The following is an 18,934-nucleotide window of genomic DNA, read 5'->3' on the forward strand; positions in this document are numbered from 1 at the left end:
CGCCCTGATCATCTTCGACAGCTAGGAAACATCACTCATGCCCAAGCCCACCAAGGGTCCCCGTCTCGGAGGCGGTCCGGCTCACGAGCGTCTGATGCTCGCGAACCTCGCCGCATCGCTCTTCGAGCACAAGAGCATCAAGACGACCGAGACCAAGGCCAAGCGCCTCCGTCCCGTCGCCGAGCGTCTGGTCACCTTCGCGAAGCGCGGTGACCTGCACTCGCGTCGTCGTGCCATGCAGACGCTCCGCAACAACAAGGACGCCGCGCACATCCTCTTCACCGAGATCGCTCCGCTGGTCGAGAACCGTGAGGGCGGCTACACCCGCATCACGAAGCTCGGCTTCCGCAAGGGCGACAACGCGTCGATGGTCTCCATCGAGCTCGTCCTCGAGCCCGTCAGCCCCAAGGTGAAGTCTACCTCGAGCACGAAGGCCGCTCCGGCCGCCGCCGCTCCGGTCGAGGAGGCCCCGGTCGAGGAGACCGAGACCACCGAGGAGTCGGCTCCCGTCGAGACCGAGACCGAGACGGCTGCCGCCGACGAGGTCGAGACCGACGCCGCCGAGAAGTCGGACGACGCCAAGTAATCCCGTTCCCTCCCCGAAGGGCCCCGCCGCACACCGTGCAGCGGGGCCCTTCGTCGTCGCCGACGCGGCCAGGGCGCCTCAGGGGCGGTCGGTCCCCCTGAGCACGGGGACGCCATGTACCCCACTCGGGGGGTGTTCACCTCGGTGTCACACGGCGGAAACCTGTGAGGATCCCAAGACTCCTACAGTCGGGGCGTCCCCCTCCTCCACCGAAGGAACCCATGCCTCGTCGCACCCGTCCCTCCCTGAGGAGAAACGTCGCCGTCGCGACGGGTCTCGCTCTCCTGATCACCCCTCTGGTCCCGCTCTCCGCCGGCGCCGCGACGACCGAGGAGTCGACGTCGACGTCGGCCGTCGGCGGCCTCGTCATCGACGAGGCCTACCTCAAGGGCGGCAGCGCCAACGCCCCGTTCGCGAACAAGTTCGTCGAGCTGCACAACCCGACGAGCGCCGCCGTCTCGCTGGCCGGCTGGTCGCTGCAGTACCGTGCGGGCACGGCGACGACCGTCTCGAGCGTCGGGGCCCTGGCCGGCACCGTGCCCGCGGGTGGGAGCTTCCTCGTGCAGCTGAGCAGCAACGGCACCACGGGCGAGGCGCTGCCCACGCCGGACGCGACCCTGGGTCTCAACCCGAGCGGGACGACCGGCACCCTCGTGCTCGCCGACCAGGCGACGGCCGTGACCCTGCCGACCGGCGCCTCCTCGGTGGGCGTCGACGGCGTCGTCGACCTGCTCGGCTACGGGACCTCGAACACCTACGAGACGGCGGTCGCCGCGACGTCGGGTGGCAACGCCGTCCCCAACTCGCTGGTGCGGACGGGCCACGTCGACACGGACGTCAACGCGGCCGACTTCACCGTCTCGAGCGACGTCACTCCGGTCAACTCGACCGGCGGCGGCGACGTCCCGACGGATCCGGAGGAGCCGGGGGAGCCGACCGAGCCCGCTCCGGCCACCGAGGTGACCATCGCCGAGCTCCAGGGCACCGGGGCGGCCAGCCCCTTCGCCGGGCAGCGCGTCACCACCCGCGGCGTCGTGACCGCGGCCTACCCGACGGGCGGCCTGAACGGCTACGTGATCCAGACGCCCGGCACGGGTGGTGCGATCGACCTGGGGACGCACGCCGCATCGGACGCGGTCTTCGTGTTCTCGTCGGCCACCGCCTCCTCGGTGTCGATCGGCGACTACGTCGAGGCGACGGGCGAGGCCACCGAGTACTTCGGCCTGACCGAGCTGACCGTCTCGTCGACCGCCGACCTCACGATGCTCGACGCCGGCACCGTGACGGCGCCGCTGCCCGCGACCGTGGGCTTCCCCGAGACGGACGCCGAGCGCGAGGTGCTCGAGAGCATGCTGCTCGCTCCGCAGGGAGACTTCACCGTCAGCGACGTCTACACGACCAACCAGTACGGCGAGGTCGTGCTCGCCTCGGGAGGCGCGCCCCTCCTGCAGCCGACCGAGGTCGCCCGCCCGGGCAGCGTCGGCTACGCCGAGCAGGTGGCCGACAACGCGGCCCGTCGCGTCGTGCTCGACGACGGCTCGACGGTGAACTTCTTCACGGCGGCGAACCAGTCGATCCCCGTGCCGTACCTGTCGACGGAGGCGCCGGTCACGGTCGGCGCGCCCGTCACGTTCGACGCGCCCCTCGTCCTCGACTACCGCAACTCGTCGTGGAAGCTCCAGCCGACCGAGCGCGTGACCGGCGACACTCCCGCCGCCGGCCTGCCCGTCTCGTTCGAGGACATCCGCGAGGCCGCCCCGGACGACGTCGGAGGCGACCTGCGTCTGGCCGGCTTCAACGTGCTGAACTACTTCCCGACCACGGGCGACCAGCTCTCCGGCTGCACGTACTACACGGACCGCTTCGGCGAGCCCGTGACCGTCCAGGGCGGCTGCGACGCCCGCGGCGCGGCGAACCAGGCCAGCTTCGAGCGGCAGCAGGCGAAGATCGTGGCGGCCGTCAACGGCCTCGACGCCGACGTCGTCTCGCTCGAGGAGATCGAGAACTCCGCCCGGTTCGGACAGGACCGCGACGCGGCCGTGTCGACCCTGGTCGACGCGCTGAACGCGGACCTCGGCGCCGACGAGTGGGCGTACGTGCCGTCGCCCGCGACCCTGCCCGCGAACGAGGACGTCATCCGCCTCGCCTTCATCTACAAGAAGGCGACGACCCGGACGGTCGGCGAGTCGCGCATCCTGACCGACGCCCCGGCGTTCAGCAACGCGCGCCAGCCCCTGGCGCAGACGTTCGCCCCGGTCGCGGCGTCCGACGCCGACGACGCCGACTTCGTCGTCATCGCGAACCACTTCAAGTCGAAGGGCAGCGGCACCGGCGTCGACGCCGACACGGGCGACGGCCAGGGCGCGTCGAACGCGTCGCGGGTCAACCAGGCGGAGGCGCTGGCCGCCTTCTCGACGGAGGTCCAGGCCGACGCCGACACCGACAAGGCGTTCCTGATCGGCGACTTCAACGCCTACTCGCAGGAGGACCCGATCGAGGTGCTGCGCGAGGCCGGGTACACCGATCTCGGCTCGACCGAGACCGACGAGTACAGCTACGTCTTCGGAGGGCTGAGCGGATCGCTCGACCACGTGCTCGCCAGCCCCGCGGCCGCGGAGGCGGTCACCGGGGTCGACCTGTGGAACATCAACGCGGGCGAGTCGGTCGGTCTCGAGTACAGCCGCTACGACTACAACGCGAAGCAGCTCTACGCCGACGGCCCCTACCGCTCGAGCGACCACGACCCCGTGGTCGTCGGTCTCGAGCTCGTGTCCGAGACGGAGCCGGGCGAGCCGGGCGGTCCCGGTGAGCCCGAGCAGCCGGGACATGGAGGAGGCGCGCCCACCCTGGGTCAGATCGTCACCGCGATCGTCACGGCCGTCATCGACTGGTTCAGGAACCTCTTCGGCTGGCGCTGGCGGTAGCGGTCCGACCCGGTGCATCCGGGTCGTGATCGAGCAGGGCCCCGCGTCGACGACGCGGGGCCCTGTCGCCGTCTCTCGTAGAATCCCAGGGTGACGACGATCGACGACCAGGCCCTGACGCGCCTCCGGCTCGACGTGGCCTACGACGGCACGGGCTTCTCGGGCTGGAGCGATCAGCCCGGTCGACGCACCGTCCAGGGCGAGATCGAGCAGGCGCTCGTCACGCTCTTCCGTCGACTCGGCGACGTGCCGACGGTCACGGTCGCCGGTCGCACCGACGCCGGAGTGCACGCGCGGGGCCAGGTCGTCCACCTCGACCTGACCGACGCGCAGATCGCTCAGCTGCAGCGTCCCCATCGGGGCATGGTCGACCGATCGCCCCTCGACGCCCCGACCGTGCTGGCCCGTCGGCTGAACGGTCTGGCGGGCGCGTCCGACGAGATCGTGGTCTCGGGGGGCCGGGTCGCGCCTCCCGGTTTCCACGCCCGGTTCGGAGCCCTCTGGCGCCGCTACGAGTACCGCATCGCCGACCGGGGTGCGGAGCGCGATCCCACGCGGCGCGGTCACACGCTCTGGTACGACCAGAGGCTCGACCTCGACCTGATGAACGCCACGGCGGCGGGGCTGCTGGGCCTGCACGACTGGGCGGCGTACTGCCGGCACCGCGACTACGCGACGACGATCCGCGAACTGCAGGAGTTCCGCTGGAGGCGCGAGGCCGACGGCGTGCTGGTCGCGACCGTGCAGGCGGACGCCTTCTGCCACAACCTCGTCCGCAACCTCGTCGGCGCCTGCGTGGCCGTGGGGGAGGGGGCCCTGCCCGAGCATCGTGCGGTCGGGATCCGTCGCGAGGCGGAGCGCAACGGCGAGTTCCGGGTGGTCCCGGCCCACGGGCTCACGATGGTCGAGGTCGGCTACCCGCCCGACGAGGCCGTCGCCGCGCGGGTCGCGCTCACCCAGGTCAAGCGCTCCGCGGCCCAGGTCGACGAGTGACGTTTGACGCCCGCGGGGGCGTCGGGTATCGTTGCCCCTTGGTGTCTGCGCAACTGCGCGCTTTCGCCCGAAGTTGAGCCCTCCACCTGACTCGTTCTCCTCGCATCTGCGGTGACAACGGCTACGGAGCGGGATTCACGAACCTCTCACCTCGACCAGAAAGCAGCACTACTGTGACGCGCACTTTCTCCCCCAAGCCGGCTGACGTTCAGCCGAACTGGCTGATCATCGACGCCAACGACGTCGTGCTCGGCCGTCTCGCCAGCCACGTGGCAGCACTGCTGCGCGGCAAGCACAAGCCGACCTTCGCCCCCCACATGGACATGGGCGACTTCGTCATCGTCATCAACGCCGACAAGGTGGCCCTCACCGGCTCCAAGCTGGCCGAGAAGCTCTACTACCGTCACTCGGGCTACCCGGGCGGCCTCACGGCCACCACGTACTCCGAGATGGTCGAGAAGCACCCCACGCGTGCGGTCGAGAAGGCCATCCGCGGCATGCTGCCGAAGAACTCGCTGGGCCGCGCCCAGATCAAGAAGCTGAAGGTGTACGCGGGTGCCGAGCACCCCCACGCTGCTCAGCAGCCCACGGTTTACACCCTCGACCAGGTCGCCCAGTAGCGACCGCCTTCAGACTTAAGGACTCCCACACAGTGGCTCAGATCGCAGATTCCATCGACCAGGCTCCCCAGAGCTTCACCACCGAGAGCACGGCCACCGAGGCCGCCGCGACCCCCCGCGCCGTTCTGAACGTCTCGGGCTCGGCCGTCGGCCGTCGCAAGGAGGCCATCGCGCGCGCTCGCCTCGTCCCCGGTTCGGGCACCTTCGTGGTGAACGGCCGCACGCTCGAGGAGTACTTCCCGAACAAGCTGCACCAGCAGCTGATCAACGACCCGTTCAAGGTCCTCGACCTGCTCGGCGCCTACGACGTCACCGTCAAGGTGACCGGTGGCGGCCCCTCGGGTCAGGCCGGCGCGCTGCGCCTCGCCATCGCCCGTTCGCTGAACGAGATCGACCGCGAGAACAACCGCGCCATCCTGAAGAAGGCCGGCTTCCTCACTCGTGACGCCCGCGTCATCGAGCGCAAGAAGGCCGGTCTCAAGAAGGCCCGCAAGGCCTCGCAGTTCTCGAAGCGCTAAACGCGCTCCCCACGGCAGGTCTCGCGATGTCGCGTCTCTTCGGTACCGACGGTGTTCGGGGCCTCGCCAACCGTGAGCTGACCGCCGCGCTCGCTCTGGGCCTCGCCCAGGCGAGCGCGGTGGTGCTCACCAAGGGGCATCACGCCGATGCCCGTCGTGCCGAAGGGCGACGTCCCGTCGCCGTGGTGGCACGCGATCCCCGCATCTCGGGAGAGTTCCTCACCGCCGCCGTGTGCGCGGGTCTGGCCAGCTCCGGCGTCGACGTCCTCGACGCCGGGGTGATCCCGACCCCCGCCGCGGCGTTCCTCGTCGACGACATCGGCGCCGACTTCGGCGTGATGATCAGCGCGTCGCACAATCCGGCGCCCGACAACGGCATCAAGTTCTTCGCCTTCGGCGGCACCAAGCTGCCCGACGAGGTCGAGGACCGCATCGAGGCCGCCATGGCCGACCCGCAGCTCATGCCCATCGGCGGCGACGTGGGTCGGATCCGCCGGTTCGCCGACGCCGAGGACCGCTACGTCCTGCACCTGCTCGGCGCGCTGCCGAACCGGCTCGACGGCATCCACGTGGTGCTCGACTGCGCCCACGGCGCGGCGGCCGGCGTCTCGCCCGAGGTCTTCGTCGACGCCGGTGCGAAGGTGACGCTGATCGGGGCCGACCCCGACGGCGTGAACATCAACGACGGCGTCGGCTCGACGCACCTCGACAACCTGGCCAGGGCCGTGCTCGAGCACGGCGCCGACGTCGGCATCGCGCACGACGGCGACGCCGACCGCTGCCTCGCGGTCGACGCGAGCGGTGCGGTCGTCGACGGCGACCAGATCATGGCGATCCTGGCGGTCGCCCAGAAGGACCGCGGGGCCCTGGCCTCCGACACGCTGGTCGCGACCGTCATGAGCAACCTCGGACTCATCCGGGCCATGGCCGAGCACGGCATCACCGTCCGGCAGACGCGGGTCGGCGACCGCTACGTGCTCGAGGACATGAACGAGCACGGCTTCAGCCTCGGCGGCGAGCAGTCGGGCCACATCGTCTTCAGCGACTACGCGACCACCGGCGACGGCATCCTCACCGGGCTCTCCCTGGTGGCGCGGATGGCCGCGACCGGCCGGAGCCTCGCCGAGCTCGCCTCCGTCATGACCGTGTTCCCGCAGATCCTCATCAACGTCACGGGCGTCGATCGCGACCGTCTCGCCGCCGACGAGGGCGTGGCCGAGGCCGTGGCCGCCTTCGAGGCCGAGCTCGGCGACACCGGCCGCGTCCTGCTGCGCCCGTCGGGCACCGAGCCCGTCATCCGCGTGATGGTCGAGGCCGCCGACCAGTCGACGGCCGACCGCGTCGCCCACGCCCTCGCCGACGTCGTGCGCGAGCGCCTGGCCCTCTGACCCTCAGGTCAGATCTTGCGGAGGAGGACCGAGCTGACCTTGTGATCGGCGGCCTTCCGCAGCACCAGCGTCGCCCGCGACCGGGTCGGCAGCACGTTCTCGACCAGGTTCGGCTCGTTGACCGACCGCCAGATCCCCGATGCGAAGCGCCGCGCCTCCGTCTCGTCCATGTCGGCGAAGCGGTGGAAGTACGAGCGCTCCTGCGTGAACGCCCCCTTCTGCAGGGCGAGGAACCTCTCGACGAACCAGTTCTCGATGTCGCCGGTGCGGGCGTCGACGTAGACCGTGAAGTCGAACAGGTCGCTGAGGGCGAGGCGTCCGGCGAGCGGCGGCTGCAGGACGTTGAGCCCTTCGACGATGAGGATGTCCGGGCGGCGCACGACGACCTCGGCGCTCGGCATGATGTCGTAGCTGGTGTGCGAGTAGAACGGCGCCCTGACCTCTTCGGCCCCGCTCTTGACCTGCGACACGAACCGCAGCAGGTGGCGCCTGTCGTACGACTCGGGGAACCCCTTGCGGTCCATGATCCCGCGGCGTTCGAGCTCGGCGTTCGGGTAGAGGAACCCGTCGGTGGTGACGAGCTCGACCCGGGGCGTGTCGTCCCAGCGGCTCAGCAGCTCGCGGAGGAGGCGCGCGACCGTGGACTTGCCGACCGCCACGGAGCCGGCGACGCCGATCACGAACGGGGTCCGCTGCGCCCGCTCGCCGAGGAAGTCGCTGGTGGCGCGGTGCAGATTCCGGGCCCCGGCGGCGTAGAGGTTGAGGAGCCGGCTGAGCGGCACGTAGACGTCCTGCACCTCGCGCATGTCGAGCCGGTCGCCCAGGCCGCGCAGCTGCACGATCTCGGTCTCGGTGAGCGGGAGGCGCGTGGCCGGCGCCAGCTCGGCCCAGGCCTCGCGATCGATCTCCACGAAGGGCGAGGCGTGGCTGGTCGGATGCGTCGTCGAGGTGGCTTCGGCCATGGGGTCGAGGCTACCCGGTGGTCGACGCCCTAGAATCGTGTTCCATGTGCGGAATCGTGGGTTACGTCGGACAGGCCGGTCTCGGAGAGAAGAGCGTCGAGGTCCTCCTCGGGGGTCTGAAGCGACTCGAGTACCGCGGTTACGACTCGGCCGGCGTCGCGATCATCGACGCCGAGGGCACGCTCGGCAGCCGCAAGAAGGCGGGCAAGCTGCAGGTCCTGGTCGACGACCTCGAGGCCTCGCCGCTGACCGACGGCCGCACCGGCATCGGCCACACCCGGTGGGCGACCCACGGCGGCCCGACCGACGCGAACGCCCACCCCCACCTCGCCGACGACGGCAAGCTGGCGTTGATCCACAACGGCATCATCGAGAACTTCTCCGAGCTCAAGGCCGAGCTCCTCGCCGAGGGCGTCGAGTTCCTCAGCGAGACCGACTCCGAGGTCGCCGCGCACCTCGTCGCCCGCGCCTACCGCGCCTCCGGCGACCTCGCCGAGGCGCTGCGCACCGTGGTGAACACGCTCGAGGGCGCGTTCACGCTGCTCGTCGTGCACGCCGACCAGCCCGGCGTCGTCGTCGGCGCCCGCCGCAACTCGCCCCTGGTGATCGGCCTGGGCGACGGCGAGAACTTCCTCGGCAGCGACGTGGCGGCCTTCGTCGCCCACACGCGTCGCGCCATGTCGATCGGTCAGGACCAGCTCGTCACCATCCGTCCCGACTCGGTCGAGGTCGTCGACTTCGACGGTGCTCCCGTCGAGACCACCGAGTTCGAGGTCGACTGGGACGCCTCCGCCGCCGAGAAGGGCGGCTGGTCGAGCTTCATGGCGAAGGAGATCAGCGAGGAGCCCGAGGCCGTGGCCAACACGCTGCTCGGCCGCGTCGCCGACGGAGCGGTCACGCTGACCGACCTCGACGGGGTCCGCGACCGCCTCCTCACCGTCGACCGGGTCATCGTCATCGCCTGCGGCACCGCGGCCTACGCCGGCATCCTCGGCAAGTACGCCATCGAGCAGTGGGCGCGCGTGCCCGTCGAGGTCGAGCTCGCGCACGAGTTCCGTTACCGCGACCCCGTGCTCGACGAGCGCACCCTGGTCGTCTCGATCAGCCAGTCGGGCGAGACGATGGACACCCTCATGGCCGTCAAGTACGCCCGCGAGCAGGGCGCCCAGGTGCTGTCGATCTGCAACACGCAGGGCTCGACCATCCCGCGCGAGTCCGACGCCGTGATCTACACGCACGCCGGGCCCGAGGTGGCCGTGGCGTCGACCAAGGCGTTCGTCGCGCAGGGCACCGCGCTGTTCCTGCTCGGGCTGCACCTCGCGACGCTGCGCGGCACCCTCAGCTCCGAGCAGATCGCCGAGCAGGTCACCGACCTCCAGGCGATCCCCGACAAGATCAGCCGGGTGCTGGAGAGCGCCGAGCGCATCCGCACCCTCGCCGGGTGGATGGCCGACACCCGCTCCGTGCTCTTCCTCGGTCGTCACGTCGGGTACCCGATCGCGCTCGAGGGCGCGCTCAAGCTCAAGGAGCTCGCCTACATCCACGCCGAGGGCTTCGCCGCGGGCGAGCTCAAGCACGGCCCGATCGCCCTGATCGAGCCGGGCCAGATCGTCTTCGTCATCGTGCCGAGCCCGCGCGATCCGCGCAGTCTGCACCCCAAGGTCGTCTCGAACATCCAGGAGATCCGCGCCCGCGGCGCCCGGGTGATCGCGATCGCCGAGGAGGGCGACGCCGCCGTGCTGCCGTTCGCCGACGAGGTGCTGCACATCCCGCTCGCGGCCCCGCTCTTCGAGTCGCTGCTCGCGGTCGTGCCGCTGCACATCTTCGGCATGGAGCTCGCCGCGGCCAAGGGCCTCGACGTCGATCAGCCCCGCAACCTCGCGAAGTCCGTGACGGTCGAGTAGATCCGAGTCCGCCACCGATGACACACCGACCACCAGCATGATCGTCGGGATCGGGGTCGACGTGGTCGACCTGCAGCGATTCGGACGGTCGCTCGAGCGGACCCCCGCTCTGCGTCCGCGACTGTTCGGCGACGCCGAGACGGTGCTGCGGGACGGCTCTCCCCGCTCGCTCCCGTCGCTCGCGGCGCGGTTCGCGGCGAAGGAGGCGCTCATCAAGGCGCTGGGCGGCTCCACCGGGGTCGGCTGGCACGACGTCGTGGTCGTCTCGGACGCCGAGGGGGCGCCGTCGCTGTCGCTGTCGGGGGGTGCTCGGGCGCTGGCCGACGTGCGCGGCGTCACGCACCTCCACCTCTCGCTCAGTCACGACGGCGGCGTCGCCGTCGCCTACGTCGTTGCCGAGCGCGTCGACCGCGCCCCGACCACCGACACCCGAGACGACCCCGAGGAGGCGATCAGGGAGTGACCCAGGACGTCAAGATCACCGTCGACACGACCGCCCTGCGTCACAACGTCGGCGTGCTGCGCGAGGTCGTGGCCCCGGCGGAGACGATGGTCGTGGTCAAGGCCGACGCCTACGGCCACGGGGCCGTCGAGTCGGCTCGCGCCTTCGTCGAGGCGGGTGTCGACTGGCTCGGCGTCGCCGACCTCGACGAGGCCCTCGAGCTGCGTCGCGCCGGCATCACCGCGCCCGTGCTCGCGTGGCTGCACGCTCCCGGCGAGACGTTCGCCTCGGCGGCCGCTCACGACGTGACTCCGGCCGTGTCCGACATCGCCCAGCTCGAGTCGGCCGCCGCGGCGGGCGTGCGGGCCGTGCACCTCTGCATCGACACCGGCCTCAGCCGCAACGGGGCCGTCGAGTCCGAATGGCCCGCCTTCTTCCGCCGGGCCGCCGAGCTCGCCCACCGCCTCCCAGTGGAGGGGCTGATGAGCCACCTCTCGAACACGTCGCCCGAGGAGGACGGTCAGCAGGCCGCGGCGTTCCTGCGGGCGACCGGCATGCTCGGCGATCTCGGCGTCGAGCCCCCGCTGCGACACCTCGCCGCCTCGGCCGCCGGCCTCAGCTACGACGGCTCACGCGGCACGCTGGTCCGGTTCGGACTCGCCGCGTACGGTCTCAGCCCCTTCGCGGGGCGTTCCGCCGCCGAGTGGGGCCTGCGCCCCGCCCTGACCCTGTCGGCCCCCGTGACCTCGACCAAGCGCGTCCCCGCCGGCGAGGGCGTGTCGTACGGGTACCTCTTCCGGCCCGAGCACGACACCACCATCGCCGTCGTGCCGGTGGGCTACGCCGACGGCGTCGACCGCGCGGCGAGCGACCGCGCCTCCGTGTCCATCGGTCAGCGCACGTACCGGGTCCGGGGTCGCATCGCGATGAACGCCCTCGTCATCGACGTCGGCGACGACCCCGTCGAGGTCGGAGACGACGTCGTCCTGTTCGGCGACCCGTCGAGGGGCCACCAGAGCGCAGCCGACTGGGCCGCCGCCTCCGGGGGGATCACCTACGAGACCGTCGCGTGCCTGTCCGGCGCGTTGACCAGGAGGTATCTGTGAGCGAGGCGTACCTGCGCCGGGCGACCGTCGACCTGGCGGCCTACCGCGCGAACCTCTCGTCGCTGATCGAGCGGATGGCGCCGGTCGAGGTGCTGGCGATCGTCAAGGCCGACGCCTACTCGAACGGCATCGACGTCATGGTGCCCGAGGCCGTCGCCGCCGGCATCCGCTGGTTCGGCACGGTCGAGCTCGCCCCCGCTCTCCGCCTGCGCCGAGCCGGCGTCGCCCTCGAGGCCTCGTTCTTCGCCTGGCAGCTCGGCCCCGACGAGGACTACGCCGCCGCCGTCGAGCTCCGCGTCGACCTCGGCATCTCGACCATGGAGCAGCTCGAGGCCTTCGCCGACGCCGCGCGCACGGCCGGCTCCGAGGCCCTCGTGCACCTCACCATCGACACCGGCCTGCACCGCGAGGGCTGCCTGCCGGCCGACTGGGCCGCGCTGGTGACTCGGGCGGTGGCCCTCCGCGACGAGGGCGTGGTGCGCCTCCGCGGTGCCTTCTCGCACGTGTCCGAGACGTCCGAGGCCGACGACCACGCGGCCTCCCTCGTGTTCCGCAAGGCGCTCGCCGACGCCGAGGCGCTCGGCGCGACCTTCGAGAAACGGCACATGTCGTCGAGCTCGGCCGGCATGGAGCACCCCGAGCGTCGCTTCGACATGGTGCGGATGGGCTCGAACGGCTACGGCATCCCGGTGACCGAGGGGGTCACCGCGAGCGATCGGGGACTGCGCCCCGTGCTGACCGTGAGCGCCTGCGTCGTCCGGGTGAAGCGCGTGCCCGCGGGCACGGGCGTCTCGTACGACTACACCTACCGCACCGATCGCGACACGACCCTGGCCCTCGTCCCGATCGGCTACGCCGACGGCGTCAGCCGACGCGCGCAGCACGGCGTCGAGGTCACCGTGCGGGGTCGCCGCTACCCGATCGTCGGCCGTGTCGCCATGGACCAGTTCCTGATCGACGTCGGCGACGATCCGATCGCGGTCGGCGACGAGGTCCTCCTCTTCGGATCGGGCGACCACGGCGAGCTGACGATCGGCGAGTGGGCCGACCTGACCGGGACCATCCCCGAAGAGGTCTCCTGCCGCATCGGGCGCCGCGTGCCCCGCGTGTACCGGGGGCGGCGGGCGTGACCGACACCGCGCCTCCTCTGTTCGACGGGTCGGTCGCCGACCCCGAGGCGATGGAGTCCCTCGGGCGTCGCCTCGCCGGGCTGCTGCGCGCCGGCGACCTCCTCGTGCTCACCGGTCCGCTCGGGGCCGGCAAGACGACGATGACGCGAGGCCTCGGCGCGGGCCTCGAGGTGCGCGGTCAGGTGGCGAGCCCCACCTTCGTGCTGGCCCGCACCCATCCGAGCGCCTCGGGCGTGCCGCTCGTGCACGTCGACGCCTACCGGCTGGGCGGAGCGACCGAGCTCGACGACCTCGACCTCGACTTCGACGGGTCGATCGTCGTGGTCGAGTGGGGCGCCGGCCTGCTCGACGGCGTGGCCGAGTCGTGGCTCGACGTCGTGATCGAGCGGCCGACCGGTGCCGGGGCGGCGGACGACCCCGACCACGACCCCGACGACCCGGACGCCTCGCTCGACGAGCCCCGACGCGTGACCATCACCGCCCACGGCCCCCGATGGGCCGGGGTGTCCTTCACCTAGGAGGCGCGGGTCGTGTCGGTCGGACCGCCTACGATTGACCCGTGATCCTGGCCATCGACACCTCCGCCGGCACGACCGTCGCCGTCGTCGACCGCGACGGCGGCGTGCTGGCCGAACGCACCGAGACCGACACCCGGCGTCACGCCGAGGTGATCGGCACGCTGATCGAGTCCGTGCTCGCAAAGGCCGGGGTCTCGCCCTCGGCGCTCAGCGCGGTCGTGGCGGGAGTCGGTCCAGGCCCCTACACGGGTCTGCGCGTCGGCATCGTCGCGGCCCGCGCGTTCGCCTTCGGGATCGGCCGCCCCTGTCTCGCGCTCGGCAGCCACGACGCGATCGCCTTCGAACGGCTGTCCGCGCTCGGCGGCGGCTCGGTCGCCGTGCCGAGCGACCGCCTCGACTCGCCCCTCGTCGTCGTGACCGACGCGCGCCGGCGCGAGGTCGCCTGGACGGCGTACAGCGGCCTCGACGACAGTGGCCTGCCCGTCCGGGTCGACGGGCCGACGCTGGCGAAGCCCGCCGACCTCGACGAGTCGACCGGCGCCTCCTCCTCGTCCCCGCGCACCGACCCCGACCGCACCGTCGTGTCGGCGGCGGCGCTCGGGATGCTCGCCGAGCGCCTGTTCGAGCACGGTCGCGGGTTCGCCGATCCGGCGCCGCTCTACCTGCGCGAACCCGACGTCACCGTGTCGGCCGGTCCGAAGCCGGTCGGGCGATGAGCTTCCGGCTGCGTCGGGCGACCCCCGACGACCTCGACGGAATCATGGCGCTCGAGACCTCGGTGTTCGTCTCCGACGCGTGGTCGCGCGAGGGGATGGCGCACGAGCTCGCGTCGCCCGACGGCTGGTATCTAGTGGCGACCCCCGAGGCTGAGCCCGACGATTCGGCAGATGACACCGCCGTCGTCGGTTACGCCGGCCTGCTCGCGCTGCCGGGAGCCCCCGACGCCGACGTGCAGACGATCGCCGTCGCGCCGGGGGCCCGCCGGCACGGACTCGGCCGCACGCTCATGACGCGGCTGCTCGACGAGGCGCGGCGGCGCAGGGTGCGTGAGGTGTTCCTCGAGGTCCGGGCCGACAACCCCTCCGCGCAGCGCCTCTACGCGTCGCTCGGCTTCGAGCAGATCGCCGTCCGGCCGCGCTACTACATGCCCGACGCCGTCGACGCGTTCGTCATGCGGCTCGTGGTCCCGCCGACCGCCACGTCGCTCGCCTCGCCCGGCGCCTCGTCGCCGGCCCCACAGACAGGACCCTCCTCGTGACCGCGACCCGCGCCTCCTCGGCCATCGCACCGACGGCGCACGCCGACGGGCCCCTCGTGCTCGGCATCGAGACCAGCTGCGACGAGACCGGCGTGGGCATCGTGCGGGGCACGACCCTGCTCGCGAACGTCATCTCGTCGTCGATGGACGAGCACGCGAGATACGGCGGCGTCGTGCCCGAGGTGGCGGCCCGCGCGCACCTCGACGCGATGCAGCCCGCTCTCGAGGCGGCGCTCGCCGAGGCCGGCGTCACGCTCGACGAGCTCGACGCCATCGCCGTCACGAGCGGGCCCGGGCTCGCCGGGGCGCTGATGGTCGGCGTGGGCGCGGCGAAGGCCCTCGCCCTCGCGACCGGCACGCCGCTGTACGCCGTCAACCACCTGGTCGGTCACGTCGGCGCCGACGTGCTGCGCGACGACGGCAGCGACCTCGAGCTGCCGACCATCGCCCTGCTCGTGTCGGGCGGGCACACCTCGCTGCTGCACGTCCGCGACCTCGTCGATGACGTCGAGCTGCTCGGCGAGACCATCGACGACGCGGCGGGCGAGGCGTTCGACAAGGTCGCGCGGCTGCTCGGGCTGCCCTACCCCGGCGGTCCGCAGATCGACCGGGTGGCCGCCGACGGCGACCCCGCCGCGATCCGGTTCCCCCGCGGGCTGACGCTGCCGAAGGACCTGGTCCGCCATCGCTACGACTTCTCGTTCTCGGGTCTGAAGACCGCGGTCGCCCGCTGGGTCGAACGTCGGCGAGACGAGGGAGGCGCGGTTCCCGTCGCCGACGTCGCCGCCGGCTTCCGCGAGGCCGTCGCCGACGTGCTGCTCACCAAGGCGCTCGCCGCCTGCGCCGACCTCGGCGTGCCGCGGCTGCTGCTCGGCGGGGGAGTGGTGGCCAACGCCCGCGTCCGGCAGCTCGCCCTCGAGCGCTGCGCCGCGGCCGGCGTCGAGCTGCGGGTTCCGCCGCTGTCGCTCTGCACCGACAACGGGGCGATGATCGCCGCCCTCGGCGCTCAGCTCGTCTCCCGCGGGCACGCGCCGTCGCCCCTCGACTTCGGCGCCGACTCGACGCTGCCGGTGACGACGGTGCAGGTCGTCTGAGGCGTCGACCACGGTTCGAGGCTCCTCCCCAGGGCGCCGTCCGCGGCGTCGGTCCGCCGTCGGCCGTGCGCGGGCGGCGGCGCCGGGGTCGATCCGCGTAGGCTCGGGGCACCCCCACGAGAAGGAGACCTCGGCATGACCGACAACGATCCGGCCCGCCAGGGCGCACAGCAGCCCTACGGACAGCAGCCGTCGTACCAGCAGAACCCCTACCAGGGGGCCTACGGCCAGCAGAACCCCAAGATGAACGTGCTGGCCATCGTGTCGCTCGTCGCCAGCATCCTCAGCTCGTTCTTCTTCAGCATCGTGGCGGTCGTCACCGGGCACATCGCTCTCCGTCAGATCAAGCGCACCGGCGAGCAGGGCCGGGTGCTCGCGATCATCGGGCTCGTGCTCGGCTACCTCGGGCTCGCCGGGGCCATCGTGATCGGCATCTTCGTCATCGCGGCCATCGCCGCCGGCGCCTTCAGCTACGACTACTCGACCTCTCCCTGACGGTTCCCGGCTCGTTCGTCGACGTCGTCGCTAGCATGACGGGGTCCGCGCTCACCGGCGTGGCTCCCGTCATGGGTCGAGTCGACGCCCGACTCACCACGACCGCCGTCCTCGCACGCGAAAGGCTCCTCATGGCCACCGACGACACGACTCCCGAGCAGCCGGGCGACACGCCTCCTGCCTCCCGCCCCACGACGGGCGGCTCCGACGCCACCGGGCCCGACGCCGGGTCCGGCGCCGCCGCCTCGCCGCCGCTGCCGCCGACCGCGTTCCCCGACGCGCCGACCCAGGCCGCGCCTCCAACCCAGCCCGCGCCTCCTGCCGGGTCTCGTCCGGCGACCGACCCCTTCGTCGCACCCGGCCAGGAGCCGGGGCGGCCGCAGCAGGGCCCCGGTGCACCCGCGTCGGCGCCCTACGGCGCCCCGGCGCCCGGCTCGTCTCAGGCGCCCGGCTCCGCCCCGTATCAGGCGCCCGGCCAGGGCGCCCCGGGTCAGCGATCGCCGTACGGCGCCCCGGGGCAGGCCCCGCAGGGCCCTCCCGGATCGACGCCCTACGGGGCCGGCCAGCCGCAGCGTCCCGGGTACGGCGCCCCTGCCGGCAGCGCGGGTCAGCAGCCCGGCCAGCCGTACGGAGCGCCGCAGCAGCAGCCCTACGGGGCGCCTCAGCAGTACGGCGCCCCTCAGCAGCAGTCTCCGTACGGCGCGCAGCAGCAGCCCTACGGGACCCCTCGTCCGCAGCAGCCGTACGGCGCCCCGCAGTACGGTGCGTCGCAGCCCTACGGGTCGCCCTATGCCCCGTACCAGCAGGGCGGGGCCGCCAAGCCGTCGAGCCTGCTGAGCATCCTGTCGATGTCGGCGTCGATCCTCGGCGTGCTGGTGTCGTTCGCCCTCTTCGGGTTCGGCATCGTCTTCTCGATCGCGGCGGTCGTCCTCGGGCACATCGGTCAGAAGCGCGAGCGTCACGCCCGCGGGTTCTGGTTGACCGGGCTCATCGTCGGCTACGTCGGCATCGGGATCGCCCTGCTGATCATCGCCTTCTGGGGCTTCGCCCTGGCCTACCTCGGCAACATGCCCGGCACGGGCGGCGGCGGCTACTACGGCGGCTCCTGAGCCGCACGTCTCCGGTCCGTTCGAGAGCCGCCGCACCCCGAGGGGGCGGCGGCTCTCGTCGTGTGAGCGGCGCGGGCGCGGGTGCGGTCGTGGTCGCAGTCGTGACGGCGACGGCGACGGCGACGGCGTCGACGTCGGCGGACCGCGGGGGTCCGGCCGCTGGCGCCCGGTGGGGCAGCGAACGGGTCAGGCCCGTTCGCAGAGCAGCGCGGTGTGCCGTCCGGCCACCCGCGTGAGGACGAGCGTGGCCGACCCGGAGCCCTGCAGCGAGAGCCTCTTCCGGAACGTGGCGGGGTCGACGTCGACGCCGCGCTTCTTGATCTCGAGCCGACCGATGCCCCGCGACCGCAGCTCGCGCTTCAGCGTGCGCTCGTCGAGGGGCAACGTCTCGAGCACGCGGAACCCCTGGGCGAACGGCGTCTCGACCCGCTCGTCGCTGCTGAGCCACGCGATGTCGCGGCTGATGGTCCTGGCGTCGATCGACCGGGCAAGGTCGCCGATCAGCCGCGCGCGGATGACGGCGCCGTCGGGCTCGTAGATCCATTCGCCGAGGTCGCCGACCTCCACGTCCTCCGAGTCGGCCGGTGCCGTGAGCTCCGCCGCCCCGGAGGCGCTGATCACGAGTGCGGACCGGCCCACCCCGGCACGGGCGAGCGGCCCGAACCAGACGCCCGCCTCGACGACGTCGCGGTCGACCGAGATCCACTGGCACTCGGCGTCGCGGGGGAGCAGGTCACGGTCGACGCCCGGACCCAGCTTCACGCCGGTCGGCAGACGTTCGGCGTAGCCGAACGCGACCTCGAGCGAGGGCGACCAGTCGGCGGGGTCGGCGATGCGCTTCGTGGCGCTGTGGCCGCTCGTGCGTCGGGCCGGGTCGAGGAAGACGCCCTGAACGTCGGTCAGATCGGCCGTCTCCGCGTCTCCCTGCCGGACTCGTGACGAGGGCCAGGGGGACAGGTTGTAGGAGGCGATGGCGGCGGTGACCTCGTCGCGGTCGACGGCGAGCACATCGAGATCGAGCGCGGCGAAGGCCAGCGCGTCGCCACCGATGCCGCAGCCGAGGTCGGCGACGCTGGTCAGCCCGGCCGACCGGTAGCGGTCGGCATGGCGGGCGGCCACGTTCAGGCGGGTGGCCTGCTCGAGACCGGCCTCGGTGAACAGCATGCGGCTCGCGAACTCGCCGAACTTGGCCTCGGCCCTGGCCCGGAGGCGCGCCTGGGTCAGCACGGCCGACACGCGCTCGGGCGGGTGCCCCTGTCGGCGGAGCGCGGCGACCGACGAGACGACGTCGTCCGAGGCGCGCCACGGCGGGAGCGAGTCGAGCAGCCGCAGCCCCTCGGGTGAGAGGACTTCGAGCAGCTCGGAGGCATCCATGCGATCCAGTCTCGCGCATCGGAGCTCGCCGCTCCTGCCGACGGCCGTCGCGATTGGCACTCGGATTGACCGAGTGCCAGCGACGCTCTAGAGTGTTTCTGGCACTCGCACGTGGCAAGTGCCAACCCACGTTTTTCGAAGTTCCGAGAAAGTAGAGGTCAACCGTGTCGGTCTCCATCAAGCCGCTCGAAGATCGCATCGTCATCCAGCAGGTCGAAGCCGAGCAGACCACGGCTTCCGGCCTGGTGATCCCCGACACCGCCAAGGAGAAGCCCCAGGAGGGCGAGGTCGTGGCGGTCGGACCGGGTCGCATCGACGACAACGGCAACCGCGTCCCCCTCGACGTCGCCGTCGGCGACAAGGTCATCTACAGCAAGTACGGCGGAACCGAGGTCAAGTACGGCGGAGAGGACTTCCTCGTCCTCTCGGCTCGTGACGTCCTCGCCGTCGTCGTCCGCTAGCCGGATCCGCTTCACCGAGAACCCCCGCTTCGGCGGGGGTTCTCGTCGTTTC

General features: G+C 72.0%; 19 protein-coding genes. 17 read left to right on the top strand and 2 right to left on the bottom strand.

Annotated elements, in window-relative coordinates:
- Positions 1–37: 37 nt before the first annotated feature.
- From rplQ to glmM, 6 genes are all read left to right on the top strand, one after another.
- On the top strand, positions 38–586 hold the full coding sequence (gene rplQ / locus FFA01_RS04425; RefSeq protein WP_146853373.1) for a 50S ribosomal protein L17: 549 nt from the start codon (positions 38–40) through the stop codon (positions 584–586).
- A gap of 221 nt (positions 587–807) precedes the next feature.
- A complete protein-coding gene (locus FFA01_RS04430; RefSeq protein WP_146853375.1) occupies positions 808–3,510 on the top strand; it encodes an ExeM/NucH family extracellular endonuclease in 2,703 nt (900 codons plus the stop codon).
- A 90-nt stretch (positions 3,511–3,600) separates the two neighbouring features.
- Positions 3,601–4,503, top strand: a complete 903-nt coding sequence (locus FFA01_RS04435; RefSeq protein ID WP_307725041.1) for a tRNA pseudouridine synthase A — start codon at positions 3,601–3,603, stop codon at positions 4,501–4,503.
- Positions 4,504–4,676: 173 nt separating this feature from the next.
- The gene (rplM, locus tag FFA01_RS04440; protein ID WP_055799954.1) at positions 4,677–5,123 is read left to right on the top strand and encodes a 50S ribosomal protein L13; all 447 of its coding nucleotides are present in this window, start codon (positions 4,677–4,679) and stop codon (positions 5,121–5,123) included.
- A gap of 32 nt (positions 5,124–5,155) precedes the next feature.
- A complete protein-coding gene (gene rpsI, locus FFA01_RS04445) occupies positions 5,156–5,641 on the top strand; it encodes a 30S ribosomal protein S9 (protein ID WP_146853377.1) in 486 nt (161 codons plus the stop codon).
- A gap of 26 nt (positions 5,642–5,667) precedes the next feature.
- Complete coding sequence (gene glmM / locus FFA01_RS04450; RefSeq protein ID WP_146853379.1) at positions 5,668–7,029, top strand: phosphoglucosamine mutase; 1,362 nt, start codon at positions 5,668–5,670, stop codon at positions 7,027–7,029.
- An 8-nt stretch (positions 7,030–7,037) separates the two neighbouring features.
- On the opposite strand, the gene coaA is transcribed toward glmM, so the two are convergent.
- Positions 7,038–7,991, bottom strand: a complete 954-nt coding sequence (gene coaA / locus FFA01_RS04455; RefSeq protein WP_146853381.1) for a type I pantothenate kinase — start codon at positions 7,989–7,991, stop codon at positions 7,038–7,040.
- Positions 7,992–8,035: 44 nt separating this feature from the next.
- On the opposite strand from coaA, the gene glmS reads away from it, so the two are divergent.
- The 10 genes from glmS (at position 8,036) to FFA01_RS04505 (ending at position 17,047) form a co-directional block, all read left to right on the top strand.
- Positions 8,036–9,895, top strand: a complete 1,860-nt coding sequence (gene glmS, locus FFA01_RS04460; protein ID WP_146853383.1) for a glutamine--fructose-6-phosphate transaminase (isomerizing) — start codon at positions 8,036–8,038, stop codon at positions 9,893–9,895.
- A 37-nt stretch (positions 9,896–9,932) separates the two neighbouring features.
- Positions 9,933–10,358 carry a holo-ACP synthase gene (locus tag FFA01_RS04465; protein ID WP_146853385.1) on the top strand — a complete coding sequence of 142 codons (426 nt, stop codon included), beginning with the start codon at positions 9,933–9,935 and terminating at the stop codon, positions 10,356–10,358.
- On the top strand, positions 10,355–11,443 hold the full coding sequence (gene alr / locus FFA01_RS04470) for an alanine racemase (protein ID WP_146853387.1): 1,089 nt from the start codon (positions 10,355–10,357) through the stop codon (positions 11,441–11,443). The genes FFA01_RS04465 and alr (FFA01_RS04470) overlap by 4 nt, the downstream gene beginning before the upstream one ends.
- On the top strand, positions 11,440–12,573 hold the full coding sequence (gene alr, locus FFA01_RS04475; protein ID WP_167627282.1) for an alanine racemase: 1,134 nt from the start codon (positions 11,440–11,442) through the stop codon (positions 12,571–12,573). The genes alr (FFA01_RS04470) and alr (FFA01_RS04475) overlap by 4 nt, the downstream gene beginning before the upstream one ends.
- A complete protein-coding gene (tsaE, locus tag FFA01_RS04480; RefSeq protein ID WP_371859164.1) occupies positions 12,570–13,091 on the top strand; it encodes a tRNA (adenosine(37)-N6)-threonylcarbamoyltransferase complex ATPase subunit type 1 TsaE in 522 nt (173 codons plus the stop codon). The genes alr (FFA01_RS04475) and tsaE overlap by 4 nt, the downstream gene beginning before the upstream one ends.
- A gap of 41 nt (positions 13,092–13,132) precedes the next feature.
- Complete coding sequence (gene tsaB, locus FFA01_RS04485) at positions 13,133–13,807, top strand: tRNA (adenosine(37)-N6)-threonylcarbamoyltransferase complex dimerization subunit type 1 TsaB (protein WP_146853391.1); 675 nt, start codon at positions 13,133–13,135, stop codon at positions 13,805–13,807.
- Positions 13,804–14,349 carry a ribosomal protein S18-alanine N-acetyltransferase gene (gene rimI / locus FFA01_RS04490; protein ID WP_146853393.1) on the top strand — a complete coding sequence of 182 codons (546 nt, stop codon included), beginning with the start codon at positions 13,804–13,806 and terminating at the stop codon, positions 14,347–14,349. The genes tsaB and rimI overlap by 4 nt, the downstream gene beginning before the upstream one ends.
- Positions 14,346–15,443 carry a tRNA (adenosine(37)-N6)-threonylcarbamoyltransferase complex transferase subunit TsaD gene (gene tsaD / locus FFA01_RS04495; protein ID WP_244289689.1) on the top strand — a complete coding sequence of 366 codons (1,098 nt, stop codon included), beginning with the start codon at positions 14,346–14,348 and terminating at the stop codon, positions 15,441–15,443. The genes rimI and tsaD overlap by 4 nt, the downstream gene beginning before the upstream one ends.
- 135 nt (positions 15,444–15,578) lie before the next feature.
- The gene (locus FFA01_RS04500) at positions 15,579–15,938 is read left to right on the top strand and encodes a DUF4190 domain-containing protein (RefSeq protein WP_146853395.1); all 360 of its coding nucleotides are present in this window, start codon (positions 15,579–15,581) and stop codon (positions 15,936–15,938) included.
- A 131-nt stretch (positions 15,939–16,069) separates the two neighbouring features.
- The gene (locus FFA01_RS04505; RefSeq protein ID WP_146853397.1) at positions 16,070–17,047 is read left to right on the top strand and encodes a DUF4190 domain-containing protein; all 978 of its coding nucleotides are present in this window, start codon (positions 16,070–16,072) and stop codon (positions 17,045–17,047) included.
- A gap of 186 nt (positions 17,048–17,233) precedes the next feature.
- On the opposite strand, the gene FFA01_RS04510 is transcribed toward FFA01_RS04505, so the two are convergent.
- Entirely contained in the window at positions 17,234–18,421 is a 1,188-nt protein-coding gene (locus FFA01_RS04510; RefSeq protein WP_146853399.1) for a class I SAM-dependent methyltransferase, read from the bottom strand.
- A gap of 164 nt (positions 18,422–18,585) precedes the next feature.
- Between FFA01_RS04510 and groES the strand changes: the two genes are divergently transcribed.
- Positions 18,586–18,882 carry a co-chaperone GroES gene (groES, locus tag FFA01_RS04515; protein ID WP_055800001.1) on the top strand — a complete coding sequence of 99 codons (297 nt, stop codon included), beginning with the start codon at positions 18,586–18,588 and terminating at the stop codon, positions 18,880–18,882.
- The last annotated feature ends 52 nt before the right edge of the window (positions 18,883–18,934 follow it).

It is taken from the genome of Frigoribacterium faeni, assembly GCF_007988805.1.
Classification (GTDB): domain Bacteria; phylum Actinomycetota; class Actinomycetes; order Actinomycetales; family Microbacteriaceae; genus Frigoribacterium; species Frigoribacterium faeni.